This window comes from Pseudomonas sp. RL_105y_Pfl2_101 (assembly GCF_963970585.1).
Taxonomy (GTDB): Bacteria; Pseudomonadota; Gammaproteobacteria; order Pseudomonadales; family Pseudomonadaceae; genus Aquipseudomonas.
In genome coordinates this window covers 143,271-163,437 of the sequence record NZ_CAXAPG010000001.1, presented here as the reverse complement: position 1 = coordinate 163,437, position 20,167 = coordinate 143,271, and the positions used below count along the sequence as shown (strand labels likewise).

General features: G+C 60.4%; 18 protein-coding genes and 2 pseudogenes. 15 read left to right on the top strand and 5 right to left on the bottom strand.

The genetic code is table 11. The features are described from left to right. Positions 1–236: 236 nt before the first annotated feature. The 12 genes and pseudogenes from AACY31_RS00725 to AACY31_RS00675 all read left to right on the top strand — a co-directional run bounded on the left by AACY31_RS00725 (position 237) and on the right by AACY31_RS00675 (position 11,805). Positions 237–1,157 (top strand): NAD synthetase, encoded by a 921-nt coding sequence (locus AACY31_RS00725; RefSeq protein ID WP_339478383.1) that lies wholly within the window; start codon positions 237–239, stop codon positions 1,155–1,157. Further along, complete coding sequence (locus AACY31_RS00720; protein WP_339503660.1) at positions 1,157–1,615, top strand: hypothetical protein; 459 nt, start codon at positions 1,157–1,159, stop codon at positions 1,613–1,615. The genes AACY31_RS00725 and AACY31_RS00720 overlap by 1 nt, the downstream gene beginning before the upstream one ends. Before the next feature lie 301 nt (positions 1,616–1,916). Beyond that, a pseudogene (locus AACY31_RS28780) lies at positions 1,917–2,047 on the top strand (NAD synthetase); the annotation flags it as partial. Continuing rightward, positions 2,040–2,183 (top strand): annotated as a pseudogene (locus AACY31_RS00715) (NAD synthetase); the annotation flags it as partial. The pseudogenes AACY31_RS28780 and AACY31_RS00715, both read left to right, overlap by 8 nt. Next, on the top strand, positions 2,183–2,644 hold the full coding sequence (locus AACY31_RS00710) for a hypothetical protein (RefSeq protein ID WP_339503658.1): 462 nt from the start codon (positions 2,183–2,185) through the stop codon (positions 2,642–2,644). The pseudogene AACY31_RS00715 and the gene AACY31_RS00710, both read left to right, overlap by 1 nt. A gap of 19 nt (positions 2,645–2,663) precedes the next feature. Further along, positions 2,664–3,125 (top strand): hypothetical protein, encoded by a 462-nt coding sequence (locus AACY31_RS00705; protein ID WP_339491214.1) that lies wholly within the window; start codon positions 2,664–2,666, stop codon positions 3,123–3,125. Then, on the top strand, positions 3,126–3,587 hold the full coding sequence (locus AACY31_RS00700; protein ID WP_207965179.1) for a hypothetical protein: 462 nt from the start codon (positions 3,126–3,128) through the stop codon (positions 3,585–3,587). A 190-nt stretch (positions 3,588–3,777) separates the two neighbouring features. After that, on the top strand, positions 3,778–4,239 hold the full coding sequence (locus tag AACY31_RS00695) for a hypothetical protein (protein WP_339478387.1): 462 nt from the start codon (positions 3,778–3,780) through the stop codon (positions 4,237–4,239). Between the two features lie 174 nt (positions 4,240–4,413). Then, positions 4,414–7,698, top strand: a complete 3,285-nt coding sequence (locus tag AACY31_RS00690) for a transglutaminase family protein (RefSeq protein ID WP_339503656.1) — start codon at positions 4,414–4,416, stop codon at positions 7,696–7,698. Between the two features lie 222 nt (positions 7,699–7,920). Further along, positions 7,921–10,407, top strand: coding sequence for a circularly permuted type 2 ATP-grasp protein (locus AACY31_RS00685; RefSeq protein WP_339491217.1), 2,487 nt, complete (start codon positions 7,921–7,923; stop codon positions 10,405–10,407). Then, a complete protein-coding gene (locus AACY31_RS00680) occupies positions 10,407–11,300 on the top strand; it encodes a transglutaminase family protein (protein WP_339478390.1) in 894 nt (297 codons plus the stop codon). The genes AACY31_RS00685 and AACY31_RS00680 overlap by 1 nt, the downstream gene beginning before the upstream one ends. A 127-nt stretch (positions 11,301–11,427) precedes the next feature. Further along, positions 11,428–11,805, top strand: a complete 378-nt coding sequence (locus AACY31_RS00675) for an NUDIX hydrolase (RefSeq protein ID WP_339478391.1) — start codon at positions 11,428–11,430, stop codon at positions 11,803–11,805. Between the two features lie 66 nt (positions 11,806–11,871). On the opposite strand, the gene AACY31_RS00670 is transcribed toward AACY31_RS00675, so the two are convergent. Next, positions 11,872–12,060, bottom strand: coding sequence for a hypothetical protein (locus AACY31_RS00670; protein ID WP_339491219.1), 189 nt, complete (start codon positions 12,058–12,060; stop codon positions 11,872–11,874). 68 nt (positions 12,061–12,128) lie between these two features. Then, positions 12,129–12,716: an LOG family protein gene (locus AACY31_RS00665; RefSeq protein ID WP_339478393.1), complete on the bottom strand. Its 588-nt coding sequence runs from the start codon at positions 12,714–12,716 to the stop codon at positions 12,129–12,131. Positions 12,717–13,056: 340 nt separating this feature from the next. Here AACY31_RS00665 and azu point away from each other — a divergent pair, with 340 nt between their 5' ends. After that, positions 13,057–13,503, top strand: a complete 447-nt coding sequence (azu, locus tag AACY31_RS00660) for an azurin (RefSeq protein WP_339478394.1) — start codon at positions 13,057–13,059, stop codon at positions 13,501–13,503. Between the two features lie 176 nt (positions 13,504–13,679). Here azu and nadE read toward each other — a convergent pair whose 3' ends face one another. The 3 genes from nadE to AACY31_RS00645 all read right to left on the bottom strand — a co-directional run bounded on the left by nadE (position 13,680) and on the right by AACY31_RS00645 (position 16,846). After that, positions 13,680–14,507 carry an ammonia-dependent NAD(+) synthetase gene (gene nadE, locus AACY31_RS00655; protein WP_339491221.1) on the bottom strand — a complete coding sequence of 276 codons (828 nt, stop codon included), beginning with the start codon at positions 14,505–14,507 and terminating at the stop codon, positions 13,680–13,682. A 4-nt stretch (positions 14,508–14,511) separates the two neighbouring features. Then, positions 14,512–15,738, bottom strand: coding sequence for a nicotinate phosphoribosyltransferase (gene pncB / locus AACY31_RS00650; protein WP_339478398.1), 1,227 nt, complete (start codon positions 15,736–15,738; stop codon positions 14,512–14,514). Between the two features lie 199 nt (positions 15,739–15,937). Continuing rightward, a complete protein-coding gene (locus AACY31_RS00645) occupies positions 15,938–16,846 on the bottom strand; it encodes a LysR family transcriptional regulator (protein ID WP_339491222.1) in 909 nt (302 codons plus the stop codon). 178 nt (positions 16,847–17,024) lie between these two features. Here AACY31_RS00645 and amaB point away from each other — a divergent pair, with 178 nt between their 5' ends. Continuing rightward, positions 17,025–18,515 (top strand): L-piperidine-6-carboxylate dehydrogenase, encoded by a 1,491-nt coding sequence (amaB, locus tag AACY31_RS00640; protein WP_339478401.1) that lies wholly within the window; start codon positions 17,025–17,027, stop codon positions 18,513–18,515. A 153-nt stretch (positions 18,516–18,668) separates the two neighbouring features. Continuing rightward, positions 18,669–19,952 carry an L-pipecolate oxidase gene (gene amaA, locus AACY31_RS00635; RefSeq protein WP_339478402.1) on the top strand — a complete coding sequence of 428 codons (1,284 nt, stop codon included), beginning with the start codon at positions 18,669–18,671 and terminating at the stop codon, positions 19,950–19,952. Positions 19,953–20,167: the final 215 nt, after the last annotated feature.

The window sequence follows — 20,167 nt, the reverse complement described above, 5'->3', positions numbered from 1 at the left end:
ACAACAACGCCGGACACATCGCTCTTGTGGCGAGGGGATTTAGCGAAACGTCGCACCGCCCCGCTGGGCTGCGCAGCAGCCCCATACAGGCTTAGCACAATCAGCCTGACCCACCGAGGTGGCAGATATTTAGGGCTGCTTCGCAGCCCAGCGGGGCGGTGCGACGTTTCGCTAAATCCCCTCGCCACAGGTTCAGTGTGGATAACGTCTCACCCTCCGATTCAAGGACGATTCATATGAGCACTCCATTACCCGGCATCGGCATGGACAACAGCATCTCTCAGATGATGGCCCGTCGCCGTATCGAAAGCCAACTCAACCTGCCGCGCCTGTTTGCTGCCATTGACGCCGATCCCGGTATCGTCGGCGCCGGTGTGGTGTACATCGATGCTGAATTCAATGTAGTGACCCTGCGTGAATTCAAGCCGATCTGTAGCATCAAGCCCAAGCGGATCATTTTGCGTGAGGCGCAGAAATACATCGCGCCGGAGCAGTTCGCGCAACAGGTACAGAGCAATCCTCGTGAGTCGCGATTAGTGGGGGAGGCGGTCAATACCACGCTATCTTGCGCAGGAGCGGTGTTGGGCTGGATTGTCGTGCTCAGTGGCACGATTGCGGTTCCCTTCAGCGCGGGAGCCAGTTCTGTCGTGGTTGCTCTGGGGTATACCGCAGCGGTTGCTAGCTCTGCGCAGTGCGTTATCGGAGTTATACGAACAGGGGCTGAAGTGACCAACCCGCAAATCAATGACAAATTGGACAGCGAGGAGTGGTACCAATACGCTTCTATCGGTCTAGATGCAGCCTCATTATTGGGAGTCGGGGCTTCTGCCTTAACTACCATAAAACTGGTAAAGGTGACGAAGGCCACCACCGGCAAAAGTCTGCGTGAGATTCTGCGTGGTCTGAATCGCCAAGAGCGGGCGAAGTTGACCAAAGAATTGCTAAGTATCAATGACCCACGGCTGACACCGAAAATGCTTAAGCTCAAACAGCTTGCTGGGGAGTTGCCCAAACGTTTCACGCCGACCCAGCTCAAGCACGCTACGGTTACTCAGATCAAAGACTCCTTAGGGGCGACAATCGGCCTGACCGGCAGCAGCTTGTCGGGAAATGTTAAGACTATTGCCGTCGGCTTGTACGAAGAGTTGGAGGAGTAATGGACGATTTGAGTTTGCCGCGTTTTTTTGCGCGTTACTTACCTACCTTTATTGGCGGCGTTTTTTCGGTGCTGTTTTCAGTGGGCTGTGCTGTTCCTTTACTGGTGATGTTCTATTTGTCTGGGGTGTCAGTCGGTGAGCAAGCGACTTGGTCGGTATTGGGAGGAACGGCTGCCACCTTGGTCGTGGTGCATTGCAATTTCATGGTGATGCGGGGACGGCCACAGTGGGTGTGGGGACTGGTCGGAGTACTGGTTCTATGTCTGTTGAGCGTGTTACCGACCATTGAGGGGCGCCCACACAAAGTCATCTATGTGATGGCTGTATTATTTCCGCTCCTGGGTCTGCTATTGCTCAACAGCAAACGCCACCGGGAGATGCGGAGCAAACTGGTAGAAATCCGCCGCCAGCGCGAACTCATCATCCAGGCCGCCAAGGCCTCGCGCCGGCGGCGCTGAGTCGAATCGCGCTGTCCGCGCCGCATTTATGTGCATTGCTTTGCAGATGAATTCGGGCTTCGCGCGGTGTTAGTGCTCTATGGCCTTGGCGGGTAGACAAAGAAAGTGTCCGGCCTGCCTGCAGTGTAGGAGCTGTCGAGCGAAGCGAGGCTGCGATCTTTACCCAGGCACTTGAATCTCAAGCGAAAGATCAAAAGGTCAAAAGATCGCAGCCTTCGGCAGTTCCTACAGGGCACAGCGCAGCGAGCGCAAGGTTCAGTGTGGATAAAATCTCACCCTCCGATTCTCAAGGACGATTCATTTGAGCACACCGTTACCCGGCATCGGCATCGGCATGGACAACAGCATCTCCCAGATGTTGGCCGCCGCCGCATTGAAAGCCAAATCAACCTGCCGCGGTTGTTCGCCGTCATTGATGCCGATCCAGCGCTACACACCCACTCAGCTTAGGCATGGCACTGTTACTCAGATACAGGATTCTCTGGGCGCGGCATTGGGGTTCGCCGGCAGCGCCATATCTGGCAATGTCAAAACCATTGCGGTTGGCTTGTATGAGGAGATGGAGTAATGGAGCAGAACCAGACTATCCGTAGTTTCCTGGTACGTTACCTTTTTGTTTTCATGGGAGTCATTTTTGCGGGCTGCTTCGCTGCTTCGGCGACGGTATCGTTAGCGATGAGTACTTATTTTCGAGCTGTCCCAGTGGATATCAGGGCGACTTCCGGGTGGGCGGCGACCGTTATCATCGCCATGGTCATCGTGCACAGCAACTATTTGATCGTTCGAGGGCGACCTTGGTGCGCATGGGTCATGGTCGCCGTACTTGCTGCTTGCTTGCTAACCGTTTTGCCGACTATCCAATATGATCCGCACAAGTTTGTTTATGCGGAGGGGGTGTTTTGGCCCTTGCTTGGTGTGTTGCTGCTCAGTAGCAAACGTCACCGGGAAATGCGTGCTCGACTTTTGGAGATCCGCCACGAACGTCAGCGGATCAAGCGTGAGACCAGGCAGCAGAGCCGATCAAGCTAATGCGCGGGGGGGGTAGTTGATGGACCGCAAGCATTCATTGAACGCGTTCCTTGCTCAGTATTTTCCAACCTTCATATGCGCTTTTTTTCTAGCCTGTTTTGCGGTTTCCGCTTCGATTTCATTGGCCTCAAGTACTTATTTTCGAGGCGATCCTGAGCGGGCTAAATATTCTTTTCTGATTGCACTGGTGCTATCTCTGCTCTTGGCGTTGAGTCATTTCTTCATGATCAGAGGGCGGTCGTGGGGTGTTCGGGCCATCGTTGTGTTCTATCTCGTTTGCCTCTTCATTGTCCTTCCCACCTACGGCTATAGACCGCATCCCGTTGCCTATGTGACTGGGTTGTTGTTCCCGTTGCTGGGGTTGCTATTGCTCAATAGCAAACGCCATCGAGAGATGCGTCAAAAACTATTGGAGTTACGCAATGAGCGTATCGCGACAAGGTCTGCCACCCGGCAGCGGAAAAAAATGAAAGGACGCTAAATGAAAAGCCATCCGAATTTCATCGATTTCATGAGGCGCTACTTTCCAACCTTCATTGCAGCAATCTTCGTGGCGAAAATATCGTTTCTGTTTGCCCTCTTTGCTCTGCTCGACGGTTTCCTTGCGGGCGTTCCGTTGGCGAGCCAAGCAAAATTGTCCGCCATAGGCATCGCTATTTGCACAATGGTTCTGGTCCATAGCAACTTCATGGTCATCCGGGGCAGGCCTGGTTGGATCTGGCTGTTTGTCGGGTTGTTCGTAGCTTGTCTGCTGTGTGTATTACCAACCATTGGCTATCGTCCGAATCGAATCGCCTATGCGGCAGGTCTGTTTTTTCCATTACTCGGACTCCTGCTGCTCAACAGCAAACGCCACCGCGAGATGCGCAGCAAGCTCGTCGAAATCCGCCATCAGCGCGAACGCATCCTCCAGTCCGCAAAGACGTCGCGACCGCGTCGCTGAGTCGGTGTCGTCAGGCCAGAAATCTGAGCTGGCGTAGATACTTCAGGGCACGGCACAATAAAAAATCAACTCTCCAATTCTTCAAGGACGATTCATATGAGCAGCGCCGTGCTTTGGGGATCATTGGCAGTTATACCGGCGATGGCGCCGTGAAGACTGTTGCCGTCGGGCTGTATGAGGAGTTCACCGAATGATTGGCGGCGGATCAATGAAGCGGTTCCTCGCCCATTATTTTCCGGTGTTCATGGGCACGATCTTTCTGGGCTGCTTTTCCGGGTCTGCGCTGCTCGTTTTGTCCGCAAGCACTTATTGGCGAGCCTTGGAGCCTTCCGTCAGGGGCAACTATGTTGGACTCGGCACCTTGGCTCTGGTGAGTGTCCTGGTCCTGGGCAATCTCATGATCGCACGCGGGCGCGCCTGGGCGGTCTGGTGGGTGGCGGGTTATTTCCTCGCCTGTCTGGCGGCGATGCTGCCGACATTCGCTTATGGGCCGCATCAGGGCGTGTACCTTTTCGCGGTGCTGTTGCCACTGCTGGGGCTCTTGCTGCTCAACAGCAAACGCCATCGGGAAATGCGCGGCAAACTCGTCGAGATTCGCCGCCAACGCGAGCTTATCATCCAGGCCGCCAAGGCCTCACGCCGGCGTCGCTGAGTCGATTCGCGCCAGCCGCGCCGCATTTATGTGCATTCCTTTACAGATGAATACGGGCATCGCGCGTTTTTAGTGCTCTACTGCCTTGAGTAGACAAAGAAAGTGTCCGGCCTGCCTGCATGGCATAAGTCTTGCGCCGCTTTCGATACCGCCTAGGCTCGCAGGAGGCACGTCGTGTCGATCCATGTCGCATTGCATCACGTCACGCATTATCGCTACGACCGCGCGGTCGAACTCGGCCCGCAGATCGTTCGCCTGCGCCCGGCGGCCCACAGCCGCACGCGGATTCTTTCCTATGCGCTGAAGGTTTCGCCCGAGCAGCATTTCATCAACTGGCAGCAAGACCCCCAGGGCAATTACCTGGCGCGGTTGGTGTTTCCCGAGAAAACCCGGGAGCTGCGGATCGAAGTCGATCTGCTGGCGGAAATGGCGGTGTTCAATCCGTTCGACTTCTTCCTCGAGCCCTACGCCGAAAAGATTCCGTTCGCCTACGCGGCCGACGAGCGCAAGGAGCTGGCGCCTTACCTGGAAACCCTGCCGCTGACGCCGAGGTTCCAGGCGTATCTGGACGGCATCGACCGCACGCCATTGCCGGCGGTGGATTTCCTGGTGGCGCTCAACCAGCGCCTGAGCGAAGACATCAACTACCTGATTCGCATGGAGCCCGGTGTGCAGACCCCGGAGCATACCCTTGAGCACGCCTCCGGCTCGTGCCGTGACTCGGCCTGGTTGTTGGTGCAGTTGTTGCGCAACCTTGGCCTGGCGGCTCGGTTTGTCTCCGGTTACTTGATCCAGTTGACCGCCGACGTGAAGAGCCTCGATGGCCCGTCCGGCACCGACGTCGATTTCACCGACTTGCATGCCTGGTGCGAGGTGTACCTGCCCGGTGCCGGCTGGATCGGCCTGGATGCGACGTCCGGGTTGTTCGCCGGTGAAGGCCACATCCCGCTGGCCTGTAGTCCCGATCCGTCCTCGGCGGCACCGATCAGTGGCTTGGTGGAACCTTGCGAATGTGAGTTCAGCCATGAAATGTCCGTCGAGCGGGTCTGGGAAGCGCCGCGGGTGACCAAGCCTTACACCGACGCGCAATGGCTGGAGATCCAGGCCCTGGGGCGGCAGATCGATGCCGACCTGTTGGAGGGCGACGTGCGCCTGACCATGGGCGGCGAGCCGACCTTCGTCTCGATCGATGACCCGGACGGCGCTGAATGGAACACCGCCGCGCTGGGGCCGGACAAACGCTGGCTCTCCGCCGAGTTGTTCCAGCGCATGCGCAAGCACTATGCGCCCAAGGGGCTGGTGCATTTCGGCCAGGGCAAGTGGTACCCCGGCGAGCAACTGCCGCGCTGGTCGCTCAACTGCTATTGGCGCCGCGACGGGGTGCCGATCTGGCACAACAGCGCGTTGATCGCCGATGAGCAGGAGGACTACGGCGCCGATGGCGAACTGGCCGGGCGCTTCCTGGCGAGCGTCGCCGAGCGTTTGAAAATTCCTGCGCGGTTCGTGTTTCCGGCCTACGAAGACAACTTCTATTACCTCTGGCGCGAAGGCGCATTGCCTTCGAATGTCACGGCCCAGGACCCACGCCTGGAAGACGCTCTGGAGCGCGCGCGGCTGCGCAAGGTCTTCAGCCAGGGCCTGGACAAGGTCATCGGCCAGGTCCTGCCGCTGGCCCGCACCGCCAAGGGCGATCAATGGCAAAGCGGTCGCTGGTACCTGCGTGACAGTCACTGCCGCCTGGTACCGGGGGATTCGCCGCTGGGCTATCGACTGCCACTGGCGTCCCAGCCGTGGGTGACGGCGGCCGAGTACCCGTTCATCCACCCCACCGACCCGAACCAGGACTTGCCCGAGCTGCCCGACACCGAGCAACTGGCGCGTCACGGCGAGCCGGCGGCCGAGCAGGAGCGTGTCCCGGAGATCGACAAGTCTGCCGACTGGCTGACCCGTACCGCCTTCTGTGCCGAGGCCCGCGAAGGCCGGCTCTATCTGTTCATGCCGCCGCTGGAGCGGGTCGAGGATTACCTGGAGCTGGTCAGCGCCATTGAAGCGACGGCTGAGGAACTGCACTGTCCGGTGCTGTTGGAAGGCTACGAGCCGCCGAGCGACCCGCGCCTGAGCAATTTCCGTATCACTCCCGACCCCGGTGTGATCGAGGTCAACGTGCAACCCTCGGCGACCTGGGATGAGTTGGTCGAGCGCACTGAATTCTTATACGAAGAAGCGCGTCAGACCCGGCTGACCACCGAGAAATTCATGATCGATGGCCGGCACACCGGCACCGGCGGCGGTAACCATTTCGTACTGGGTGGCGCGACACCGGCTGACTCACCGTTCCTGCGGCGTCCCGACCTGCTGCGCAGCCTGATCAGTTACTGGCATAACCACCCGTCTTTGTCCTACCTGTTTTCCGGATTGTTCATCGGCCCGACCTCCCAGGCGCCGCGCGTGGACGAGGCGCGCAATGACGCGTTGTATGAACTGGAAATCGCGTTCTCGCAGATGCCACAGCCCGGCGAGGAGTGCCCGCCGTGGTTGGTAGATCGCCTGCTGCGCAACCTGTTGATCGACGTGACCGGCAATACCCACCGCGCCGAATTCTGCGTCGACAAGCTCTATTCGCCGGATGGTGCCACGGGGCGTCTCGGCCTGTTGGAGTTGCGTGCGTTCGAGATGCCGCCCCACGCCCGCATGAGCCTGGCCCAGCAATTATTGCTGCGGGCGCTGGTGGCGCGGTTCTGGCGCGAGCCTTATGCGCCGGCGAAACTGGCGCGTTGGGGCACTGAGCTGCATGACCGCTTCCTGTTGCCGCACTTTATCGAGCAGGATTTTGCCGACGTCATCCATGAACTGAACGCCGCCGGCTACCCGCTGCGGGCCGAGTGGTTCGCCGCGCACCTGGAGTTCCGTTTTCCCAAGGTCGGCGATTACGCGGTCAGTGGTATCGAGCTGCAATTGCGCCAGGCCCTCGAGCCTTGGCATGTGCTGGGGGAGGAGGGTGCGGTCGGCGGCACCGTGCGTTATGTGGATTCCTCCCTGGAGCGTTTGCAGGTCAAGCTCAGCGGCCTGGCGCCGCAACGCTACCTGCTGACCTGCAATGGCGTGCCGGTGCCGTTGCAACCGACCGGTCGGGTCGGTGAATTCGTCGCCGGGGTGCGCTTTCGCGCCTGGCAACCGGCCAACTGCCTGCAACCGACCATCCCGGTGCATGCGCCGCTGGTCTTCGACTTGCTCGATACCTGGATGCAACGCTCCGTGGGCGGTTGCCAGTATCACGTGGCCCATCCGGGCGGGCGCAACTACGACAGCCTGCCGGTGAATGCCAACGAGGCCGAGAGCCGGCGCATGGCGCGTTTCTTCCGTCTCGGACATACACCGGGGAAGCTGCCGATTCCCTGCCTCGTCGTAGATGACGAGTTTCCACTCACCCTTGATCTGCGACGTCTTCAAGGGGCCTAAATGGAGGAGCTGTGTAGAGGCTGTGTAGGAGCTGTCGAGTGCAACGAGGCTGCGATCTTTCCCCTGCCAATTGAGTCTGGAGCGAAAAATCAAGATCAAAAGATCGCAGCCTTCGGCAGCTCCTACAGGGCACAACCCAGCGTCTGCTCACCATCTTTCAACTATCCGGGCGTCATGCGCTTGCGCTAGTCTCACCTTTCATTGCCGTCTGCCGAGCTTTCCATGCCTGACCTGCTTGACCGTTACCCGCTGACGACGGGCACCTATCACGAATTGCTGGACGACAGCGGTGCGGTGCGTACGCACTGGCGGCGGCTGTTCGACCAGTTGCAGCGCAGCACGCCGGCCCAGTTGCTCCAGCGTCAGGCCCTGCTGGCCCGGCAGATCCAGGAAAACGGCGTGACCTACAACGTCTACGCCGATCCGAAGGGCGCCGACCGGCCGTGGGAGCTGGACCTGCTGCCCCACGTGATCGACCCGCAGGAATGGAAACACCTGTCGGCCGGGATCGCCCAGCGTGCGCGACTGCTCAATGCCGTACTGGCCGACCTGTACGGGCCGCAGCGGCTGATCAGCGAAGGGCTGTTGCCGGCAGAGCTGGTGTTCGGGCACAACAATTTCCTCTGGCCTTGCCAAGGCATCGCGCCGCCGGACGGCAGCTTCCTGCACTTGTACGCGGTGGATCTGGCGCGCACGCCCGATGGACGCTGGTGGGTCACGGCGGATCGGACCCAGGCGCCTTCAGGGGCTGGTTATGCGCTGGAAAATCGCATGATCGTTTCCCGCGCGTTCCCAGACCTGTACCGCGACCTCAAGGTGCGCCACCTGTCCGGTTTTTTCCGCACCTTGCAAGAAACCCTGGCGCGCCAGGCGCCCAGCGATGGCGACTCGCCGCTGGTGGTGCTGTTGACGCCGGGGCGGTTCAACGAAAGCTATTTCGAACACCTTTACCTGGCGCGCCAACTGGGCTATCCGCTGGTGGAAGGCGGCGACCTGACCGTTCGCGATGCCACGGTCTACCTCAAGACCCTCAGCGGCCTGCGCCGGGTTCACGCCATCATGCGCCGGCTCGACGACGATTTCTGCGATCCCCTGGAGCTGCGCACCGATTCGGCCCTCGGCGTGCCGGGGTTGCTGGAAGCGGTGCGCCAGGGCCGGGTGCTGGTGGCCAATGCCCTGGGCAGTGGCGTGCTGGAGTCGCCGGGCCTGCTGGGGTTCCTGCCAAAGATCAATCAGTACCTGTTTGGCGAAGAACTGCTGCTGCCGTCCATCGCCACCTGGTGGTGCGGCGAGCCGCCGGTGCTGGCCCAGGCCTTGGAAAAATTGCCGCACTTGTTGATCAAGCCGGCGTTTCCTTCCCAGAGTTTCAGCCCGGTGTTCGGTCGCGACCTGAGCGAGGCGCAGCGCGCCCAACTGGCCGCGCGCATTCAGGCACGGCCCTACGCCTATGTCGCCCAGGAACTGGCGCAACTGTCCCAAGCGCCGGTCTGGCAGGCCGAAGATGGGCGCATCCAGCCCCGGGCAATTGGTATGCGCATGTACGCCGTGTCCGGGAAAGACGATTATCGGGTGCTGCCAGGTGGCCTGACTCGCGTGGCCGCCGAGGCCGACGCTGAAGTGGTGTCGATGCAGCGTGGCGGCGCCAGCAAGGACACCTGGGTGCTGAGTGAGCAGGCACCCGGTGGTGAGCAATGGACGGCCCAGCGAACCGTTGGGGTCCATGATCTGGTTCGACGTGATCCGTACCTGCCTTCGCGGGTGGTGGAAAACCTGTTCTGGTTCGGCCGTTACTGCGAACGCTGCGACGACAGCGCACGGCTGCTGCGGATCATGCTCGGGCGTTATGTCGATGGCGACGACCCGCAGGCTTTGCAATCGGCGGTGTCCCTGGGCGAAAGCCTGATGCTGTTGCCTGAAGAGGGCGAGTTGCACGAGCGTTTGCTGGCGGCGTTGTTGGGGGACGACTGGTCGTTCAGCCTGCGCTCCAACCTGCAGCGCTTGCAGTGGGCGGCCTCGCAGGTTCGCGGCAAGTTGTCCCGGGAGAACTGGCAGGCCCTGGTGGAGTTGCAGCGCGAAGCGATGGAGCTGGAAACCGAGGAACCGGATTTCGGTGAGTTGCTGGATTTCCTCAATCGGCTGGTGATGTCCCTGGCGGCATTGTCCGGCTTTGCTCTGGACGACATGACCCGTGACGAGGGCTGGCGCTTCTTGATGATTGGCCGGCGCCTGGAACGCTTGCAGTTCCTCAGCAGCAGCCTGGCGGCGTTTTTGCGCAGCGATGCAGTGTTCGACCAGGCTGGGTTGGAGTGGCTGCTGGAATTGGGCAACAGCAGCATCACCTATCGTTCGCGCTACCTGGCGGTGGCGCAACTGGTCCCGGTGCTGGACCTGTTGTTGCTGGACGAGCAGAACCCCCACGCGGTGCTTTTCCAGTTAAAGCTGGTGGCCCGCACACTCAAACGCCTGAACGACGATTTTGGCGCACCGAAGGAAACGGCCTTGCCAGAATTGGTGACGCGTCTTTCTCGCTTTGATTTGCGTTGCCTGGAGAATCCCCTGTTTGGTGAAGCCAGCCTGCGCGCAGCACTCGATGGGCTGGCCGACCTGTTGCAGGAAGTGGCCGATGTCGGTGGCCAGGTATCAGATCGCCTGGCCTTGCGCCATTTCGCCCACGTCGATGACGTCAGCCAACGCACGGTGTCCGTCTGATGAACGCCCGTTACCAGATTCTCCACGACACCCATTACCACTACGACAGCCCGGTATCCCTGGCCCAGCAACTTGCCCACTTGTGGCCACGGGCCTGTGATTGGCAGCGTTGCACCGAACAGCAATTGCTGATCAGCCCGGAACCGACGACCCGCCGTGACGAGCAGGATGTGTTCGGCAACCCGCTGACCCGCCTGGCCTTCGAACGCCCCCACGACGAGCTGCTGGTCAATGCCCGCTTGAGCGTCGAGGTACTGGCCCGCCCCGCGCTGGACTTCAACCTGTCCCCGGCCTGGGAGTCGACCTGTCGCGCGCTGACCTATAGCAGCCGACCGCTTGCGGCACCACTGCTGGAGGCGTGCCGTTACCGTTTCGAGTCGCCCTACGTGCACCTCAAGCGCAGCTTCGTCGAATTCTCCGAAAGCTGCTTTGCGCCAGGGCGACCGCTGATGATTGGCGTTCAGGCATTGATGGAGAAAATCTTCGAGGAGTTCACCTTCGATGCCGAGGCGACCCAGGTGGCCACGCCGCTGGTGGAGGTGCTGGAGCGGCGGCGGGGGGTGTGCCAGGACTTCGCTCACTTGATGCTGGCCTGCGTGCGTTCTCGCGGGCTGGCGGCGCGTTACGTCAGCGGCTACCTGCTGACCCAACCGCCACCTGGCCAACCCCGGCTGATTGGCGCCGATGCGTCCCATGCCTGGGTCTCGGTGTATTGCCCGGTATTGGGTTGGGTGGACTTCGACCCGACCAATAACGTACAGCCGGCCCTGGAACACATCACCCTGGCCTGGGGCCGGGATTTTTCCGATGTGTCGCCGTTGCGCGGGGTAATCCTGGGGGGCGGTGCCCATGATCCCGAAGTGCGGGTGACGGTGATGCCGTTGGAAGCATGAATTAATACGTAGGAGCTGCCGAAGGCTGCGATCTTTTGATCTTTTGATCCTTCGCTCCAGACTCAATTGGCAGGGGAAAGATCGCAGCCTCGTTGCACTCGACAGCTCCTACACAGCGAGACCCATTATGTTCCCGGTATCCATCAAAGGCGTGCTGCAATCCCCCCAAGGCCTGGTTGTACTGATGCTCAACGAGCGGGACGAATGGGAGTTGCCTGGCGGACGGATCGAGCTGGGTGAAACGGCGCCACAATGCCTGGCGCGGGAAATCGCCGAGGAACTGGCAGTGGAGGTGAGCGTGGGGGAGCCGCTGGATTCGTACTTGTTCGAGGTCATTGCCGGCAAGCACGTCTTCATCTCCACGTACCGTTGCCAGTTGCTGGGCGGTTTCGTGCCGACCATCAGTCATGAGCACAAGGAGATCGGGCTGTTCGCGCCGGACCAATTGCCGGTGAACCTGCCTGCGGGTTATCGCCTGTCGATCATCAAGGCGCTGGGACTGTGAGGGCCGGCAGCGAGACCGCCAGCCCGAGACAGTAGGGCCGGATCGGATCATCGGGCCCTGGGGATGTCAGGCGTCGGGTGCCTGGTCTTTCGGTGCATCACCACCATCATCTTCTGCCGTCACTTCGCCTTCGTCATCCGGGTTCAGTGCCGCTTCTTCAGCTGTGGCTTTCTTGCGCTGCAGCTTTTCCTCTTTCTTCTGCTCCTTGGCCAAGTCTCTCTGACGTTTGGCGAAGGAATAATTGGGTTTGGCCATGGGCGATCCTCTGGGGTCGAAGGTGAGGTTGAGCGGCGCATATTCTGCCCTGTATCGGGGCCGAGCCGTTAGCTGGGTTTTTGTTCGGCCCACTTTGGCTGCACGGACGGTTGCCATTCGTCCAAGGCATCGAGCAGGTTCTGCGCGGATTCGCTCACTTGCAGCATGTCACGATGGGGCGCGCGGACGAAGCCTTCGCCGACGATATGATCGAGAAAAGCGGTGAGCTTGCTGTAGAAACCGTTCACTTCCAGCAGCCCCAGCGGTTTGCCGTGGTAGCCGAGTTGGCCCCAGGTCCAGACTTCGAATAACTCCTCCAGCGTGCCGAGGCCACCGGGCAGGGCGATGAAGGCATCGCTGAGTTCGGCCATGCGCGCCTTGCGGGCGTGCATGCCGTCCACCACTTCCAGGCGGGTCAGGCCGCTGTGGCCGATTTCCTTGTCCTTGAGGCTTTGCGGGATGATGCCGATGACCTCGCCGCCGGCTGCCAGGGCTGCGTCGGCGACGATCCCCATCAGGCCGACGGCACCGCCGCCGTAGACCAGGGTCAGTTTTCGTTCCGCCAATGCTCGCCCGAGGGCCTGCGCCGCTTCACGATACGCGGGATTGGTGCCAGTGCTGGCGCCGCAAAATACACAAACAGAAGCGATGGACATGCTTTACTCCGTGGTCAGTCACCGCGCCAGAGTAAAGCCTGGCCCGTGTTGCGCAAAGGATTTATACCTCGCGCTGGGGCTTTTCGTAGGTGCCGCTGGCGCCACAGGCGTAGGCGGCGAGCAAACTGCACAGCAGGCTGTTGAGGTTCATGACGATCGCTCCAGTAGGTGATGGGGCTGATGATAGGGGCGCCTCATACTTTCGGCTGGTTGATTCTGTCCATCAGGTTGATAGCCTGAAGTTGTATACAATCTTTGACTCAGGTCATAGGAACTTGCCGGAAAATCAGGCAGTCTTTTCCTTTGACCGAATTTTTTAACCATGCCTTGGAGATTCATGATGTTCGCCAAACTTGTAGCAGTATCTCTGTTGACGCTGGCTAGTAGCCAACTGATGGCAGCGGAGTGCAAGATCACCGTCGACTCGACCGACCAGATGTCCTTCAACACCAAGGCCATCGAAATCGACAAGAGCTGCAAGACCTTCACAGTCGAGCTGAAGCACTCGGGCAGCTTGCCGAAAAACGTCATGGGTCATAACTGGGTACTGAGCAAGGAGGCTGACATGCAGCCGATTGCCACCGATGGCCTTGCTGCCGGTATCGACAAGAACTACCTCAAGGACGGTGATGCTCGCATCATTGCCCACACCAAGATCATTGGTGCCGGAGAGAAGGACTCGGTGACCTTTGATGTGTCGAAACTGGCTGCCGGTGAGGCGTACGGTTTCTTCTGCTCGTTCCCGGGACATATCTCGATGATGAAAGGCACTGTTACCCTGAAGTAATCGCCGAGGCATAAAAAAAGCGCCCTCATTCAGGGCGCTTTTTCATGCCTGGCAGATTTCCCCTGTGGGAGCGAGCCTGCTCGCGAAAGCGGTGTGTCAGTCAGCAATGATGTCGCTGATGCGACGCCTTCGCGAGCAGGCTCGCTCCCACAGGGATTGTCACACCGTCGCGGTGGTTACGGGGCGTAAGGCATCACCCGCTTATGCTCAGTCTTACGATAGGTGTCACAAATGATCCTGGCCGCCTCTTCACGAACCGGTTGCCCATGCAGAAACGTATCGATCTCGGCATAGGTCACGCCGTGGGAGGCTTCGTCCGGCTTGCCTGGGGACAGGTCCTCAAGGTCGGCGGTGGGGACTTTTTCCACCAGCGACTCCGGCGCGCCGAAGTCTCGGGCAATGGCCCTGACCTGGTTTTTCACCAGGCCGCTGAGCGGGGCCAAGTCACAAGCGCCATCACCGAACTTGGTGAAAAAACCCATGACCGCTTCGGCGGCATGATCGGTGCCAATCACCAGGCCGTGCTCGGTGCCCGCGATGGTGTATTGCGCCACCATGCGCATCCGCGCCTTGGTATTGCCCAGCACGAAATCCCGCGAGACCGCTGCCTTGCCTTCGAACGCCGCGACTTGATCGGCCAGGGCCTTGACCGCTGGACCGATGTTGACGGTATGGCGCTCGTCCGGGTCGATGAAGTCCACGCAGGCTTGCGCTTCATGTTCGTCGAACTGGGTTTCGTACGGCAGGCGCACGGCGATGAACTTGTAGGCGGCGTTACCGGTGTTCTCCCGCAGCTCGCGCATGGCACGTTGGGCCAGCAGCCCGGCGGTCAACGAGTCAACGCCACCGCTGATGCCCAGCACGAGGGACTTGAGCCCGGAGTTGACCAGGCAATCCTGGATAAAGCCCACCCGCCGGGCGATTTCGGCCTTGAGAGCGGCGTCATCGGCGAACGGTGGCTGGACCTTGAGCTGTTCAGCAATCTCACGCTGTACGGCTTGCATGAATTCACTCCTTGCTTGATGTGTCTGAAAGGGCGGCAGGTACTTGGAAAACATGTCGCATATAGGCGACGAAATTCGGGTCTTTGCAGTGGGTCTTGCCGGGCTCGTCTGAAATCTTGGCCACGGGTTGCCCATCACAGCTGATCATTTTAAGCACGATGCTCATCGGCTCTACACCCGGAATGTCACACGTCAGGTGGGTGCCAATACCGAAGCTGACATTAATGCGACCATGCAATGCCCGAAAAATCTCCAGGCATTTGGGCAACGTCAGGCTATCGGAGAACACCAGGGTCTTGCTCATCGGGTCGATGCCGAGCTTGTGATAGTGGGCAATGGCTTGTTCGGCCCAGATCACCGGGTCGCCCGAGTCATGGCGCAAACCGTCGAACAGCTTGGCGAAGAACAGATCGAAATCCTTGAGGAAGGCGTCCATGGTGATGCAGTCGGTCAGGGCGATCCCCAGCAAGCCTCGGTACTCGCGTACCCAGCAATCGAGGGCGGCGATCTGGCTGTCGATCAGTCGTGGACCCAATTGCTGGTGGGCCATGATCCACTCATGGGCCATGGTGCCCAGGGGCTTCATGTCCAGCTCCCGGGACAGGTGCACGTTACTGGTGCCGACGAAGCGCCCGGGGAAATCGTGCTTGAGCACATTGACCACTTCTTCCTGGACGCGGAAGGAAAAACGCCGGCGGGTGCCGAAGTCCGCGACTTGCAGTTCGGACAGTTCTTCGGCGCTGGCGTTGGCGCTCAGCCAGTCGAACTTGCGGTAAAGCTGCTCCCGCGCCTGTTCCAGGACGATTTCACGATAGCGATAACGATTGCGCACCTCGCTGACGATGGCCAGCAGCGGCACTTCGAACAGAATGACGTGCAGCCACGGCCCGCGCAGGCGGATGAACAACTCGCCGTTTTCGATACCGGTGTGCACGTAGCGCAGGTTGAAGCGAAACAGCCCCAGGAAACGCAGGAAGTCCGGCTTCAGAAAACTGATGCGCTCCAGGAAACCCAACTGGTCGGCGCTCAGGCTCAACTCGGCCAGACGCTCGATCTGAAAGCGGATCTCCGCCAGGTACGGGCGCAGGTCTTCGCTGTTGCGGCAGCGAAACTCCCATTCGACTTCGACGTTGGGGTAGTTGTGCAACACCGCCTGCATCATCGTCAGTTTGTAGAAGTCGGTGTCGAGCAGGTTCTGCACGATACGATCGGCAAATACGCTCTCGCTCATAGGGGTCTCCAGACAGGCCGCAGCCGTGGGTAGCGAGGTTCGGCGGGTTGTAGTCAAAGGGCTAGTGGCGCATAACCGTGGTGGGTATTGCCAGTGTTTTTTGGTCGCAGCGTCCTCTGTTGTGATGAGCGTTATTTGTGGGAAGGGGATTTATCCCCGCTGTGAGAGCCAGATTCTGTGGGAGCAAGTTCGCGGGGGGTTATGCCGGTCTATCCGGGCTGTCGATCTGCTCCAGCATCCACTCCACAAAAAGTCGCACCTTGGGCACTTCCGCCGAATGTTCCGGATAGGCCAGGTAATAGGCGTTGGTGCTGGGCATCGCGTGCGGCCAGGGGATGACCAGTTTGCCGTCGGCCAGTTCTTCTTCCACCAGAAATCGCGGCAGCAGGGCGACGCCGCAGCCGACCTGGGCGGCCCGGATGCACATGTAGAAAGTTTCGAAACGCGGCCCGTGGTAGCTGTGTTCGGTGTGATAGCCCTGGTTGTCGAACCAGTCGTGCCAGGCTTGGGGGCGCGAGGCGTTTTGCAGCAGCACCAGCCCGGCCAGTTGGGTCGGGTCGGTGAAGGGCTGTTCAGGGAGGCTGCCGGGCGCGCAGACCGGTACCAGTTCTTCGCCAAACAGCTTCAGGGATTCGGTGCCGGGTCGCGAACCGTGGCCGAAATAGAACGCCAGGTCGCTGCGCCCTTGCAGCAAGTCGTCGGCCTCCTGCTCGCTGCACAGGTCCAGGTGAATGGTCGGATGTCGCAATCGCCAACCCTTCAAGCGTGGAACCAGCCAGCGTGCGCCAAAGGTCGGAGGCGTGGAAACGCGCAGGACTTCGGTGTCGCCGCCGTAGGAGCGCAGGTAATGGGTAGACATCTCCACCTGCGTGAGGATTTTTCGCACTTCCCCCAGGTACAAATCACCGGCGGGCGTCAGCTGCAAGCGTCGGCGCACGCGCCGGAACAGCAGGTGCTGCAGCAACTCTTCCAATTGCGCGACTTGTTTGCTGACGGCGCTTTGGGTCAGATTCAGCTCTTCGGCGGCACGGGTGAAGCTCAGGTGGCGGGTCACCGCTTCGAAGCATTGCAGCGCCGTGATCGACGGCAAATAGCGTTTATTGATCATGATGAGGCCTTATTTCTTGTGGCTCTGCTTATCCGGTCATGGCCAGCATGAATAAACGGAATGATATCTCGCTTAAAGGTCGTTTGTTGGCAAGTCTCGGGCCAGCTACAACTACAGGTCTGATCAGCCGTATTCGTCCGGCTGCCAATCCTTTGTCTTTTGTGTGAGGAAATTTTCCATGGTTGCTGCATTGCTTGATCGCCTGGGCGTCGACTCGACCCTGTACCAGAACGGCACACAACCGGTGCATTCACCCATTGATGGCAGTCGTATCGGCGCCGTGAACTGGGAAGGCGCGGCTGAAGTCGAGCAGCAGGTCAGCCGTGCCGAACACGCCTTCGACCTGTGGCGCCAGGTGCCAGCCCCGCGTCGTGGCGAGCTGGTGCGTCAATTCGGCGACCTGTTGCGTGTGTACAAGGCCGACCTCGGCGAGTTGGTGTCGTGGGAAGCCGGCAAGATCACCCAGGAAGGCCTGGGTGAAGTGCAAGAGATGATCGACATCTGCGACTTCGCCGTCGGCCTGTCCCGCCAGCTGTACGGCCTGACCATCGCCTCCGAGCGTCCGGGCCACCACATGCGTGAATCCTGGCATCCGCTGGGCGTGGTCGGGGTGATCAGTGCCTTCAACTTCCCGGTGGCGGTCTGGGCCTGGAACACCACGCTGGCCCTGGTGTGCGGCAACGCGGTGATCTGGAAACCGTCGGAAAAGACCCCGCTCACCGCCCTGGCGTGCCAGGCGTTGTTCGAGCGCGTGCTGAAAAATTTCAGCGACGCACCCCCGTACCTGAGCCAGGTGATCATCGGCGGCCGTGATGCTGGTGAAGCGCTGGTGGATGACCCGCGTGTGGCCTTGATCAGCGCCACCGGTAGCACCCGCATGGGCCGTGAAGTGGCACCGAAGGTCGCCGCGCGTTTCGCCCGCAGTATTCTGGAACTGGGCGGCAACAACGCCATGATCCTGGCGCCGAGCGCCGACTTGGACATGGCCGTGCGCGCCATCCTGTTCAGCGCCGTCGGCACCGCCGGCCAGCGTTGCACCACCCTGCGCCGGCTGATCGCCCATGAATCGGTGAAGGAAGAAATCGTCACCCGCCTCAAGGCTGCCTATTCGAAAGTGCGTATCGGCCATCCGTTGGAAGGCAACCTGGTCGGGCCGCTGATCGACCAGCACAGCTTCGACAACATGCAGGATGCGCTGGAGCAGGCCTTGAGCGAGGGCGGGCGCGTATTTGGCGGCAAGCGCCAGCTTGAAGAGCAATTCCCGGATGCCTATTACGTCTCGCCAGCCATCGTCGAGATGCCCGAGCAGAGTGATGTGGTGCGCCACGAAACCTTCGCACCGATCCTGTACGTGGTCGGCTACAAGGACTTTGCCGAGGCCTTGTGCCTGAACAATTCCGTGCCCCAGGGCCTGTCGTCCTGCATCTTCACCACCGACGTACGTGAAGCCGAGCAGTTCATGTCGGCCGTGGGCAGCGACTGCGGCATCGCCAACGTCAACATTGGCCCGAGCGGTGCCGAGATCGGCGGCGCATTCGGTGGCGAAAAAGAAACCGGCGGCGGTCGCGAATCCGGCTCCGACGCCTGGCGTGGCTACATGCGCCGCCAGACCAACACCGTGAACTACTCGCTGGAGTTGCCGTTGGCGCAGGGGATTACCTTCGACTGAGGTCGAGTCAACGAAGAGTGCCTCTGTGGGAGCGAGCCTGCTCGCGAAAGCGTCGGATCAGACAATATGGATGTTGGCAGATAAACCGCTTCGCGAGCAGGCTCGCTCCCACATTGGATTTTGTGTTTGTTGGGTTTCTGTTGGAGTCTGGCAATGCCGTTACGCGAAGAATGTCTGTGGGAAAAACTGACGCCGCAAAGGCCCGAAAACAGCGCGCTCACCGGCGAAGTTACGGCCGACGTCTGCGTGATCGGCGCCGGTTTTACCGGGCTGTCGGCGGCGGTGCATTTACTCGAACAGGGCAAGCGCGTGGTTGTGCTGGAGGCTCATCGGGCCGGACATGGCGGATCGGGGCGTAACGTCGGGTTGGTCAACGCCGGCCTCTGGATCCCGCCGGATGACATCGAGGCCGGGTTCGGCGAGGCGGTGGGCAGCCAGCTCAACCGCATGCTGGGGGCCGCGCCGGCCCTGGTGTTCAGCCTCATCGATAAATACAGCATTGATTGTCAACTGCGCCGCGAAGGCACCCTGCACATGGCCCATAACGCCCGGGGCGAGGCAGACCTGCGCAGTCGCGAAGAACAATGGAAACGCCGTGGTGCCCCGGTGGAACTGCTCACCGGCCAGGCCTGTGTCGATGCCACCGGCACGTCGAAAATCGCCGCGGCATTGCTCGACCGTCGCGCCGGCACGCTCAACCCGATGGCCTATACCAGTGGGTTGGCCAAGGCAGCCAGGGACCTTGGCGGCCAGTTGTTCGATCACTCACCGGTGACAGGCCTGGAGCGTCAAGGCCCGCGCTGGTCGGTGCAGACTGCCCAGGGTTCGGTGCTGGCCGAGCAGGTGGTAATTGCTTCCAATGCCTACACCGAGGGCGACTGGACCGAACTGCGGCGCAATTTCTTCCCCGGTTATTACTATCAGGTCGCCTCGGTCCCGCTGACCGACGTGGCCGCCCGACGCATTCTGCCGGGCGGACAGGGTTCGTGGGATACCCGCCAGGTGTTGAGCAGCATCCGACGGGACAAGGACGGCCGTTTGCTGCTGGGCAGCCTGGGCAACGGCAACCGCAAGCCGACCTGGTTCCTCAAGGCTTGGGCCGATCGGGTCCAGCAGCACTATTTTCCTTATCTCAAGCCGGTGGAGTGGGAGTGCACCTGGACCGGTTGTATTGCCTTCACCCCCGATCACCTGATGCGCCTGTTCGAGCCCGCTCCTGGGCTGGTGACCGTTACCGGTTACAACGGCCGGGGCGTGACCACCGGTACGGTGGTCGGCAAGGCGTTCGCCGACTACCTCTGCCACGGCGATGCCCAGGCCCTGCCGATCCCGTTCGCACCCATGCGGCCATTGGCCGGGGTGGGGTTGCGCAGTGGCTTGTATGAGGCGGGTTTTTCGCTGTATCACGCGGGCCAGTGCCTGCGGATCGTCATTTGAGTGTTGAAAAATGTTGCTGGAATCCACGTTTTCCGACGTAGCGTCTAGCCTGTTATGGTGCGGGTTGTAGCAATCGCGCACCGACAGTGTGCAGTTCGGTGACGTGGGTTGTTACACAGTGGTTGCACGCCGTTTCGTGCGATGGTTGCAATGATGGCTCACGGAGGGTTTCACCCATTTAAATAAAAGGTTGCACCTAGTGCGGTTTAGACGGT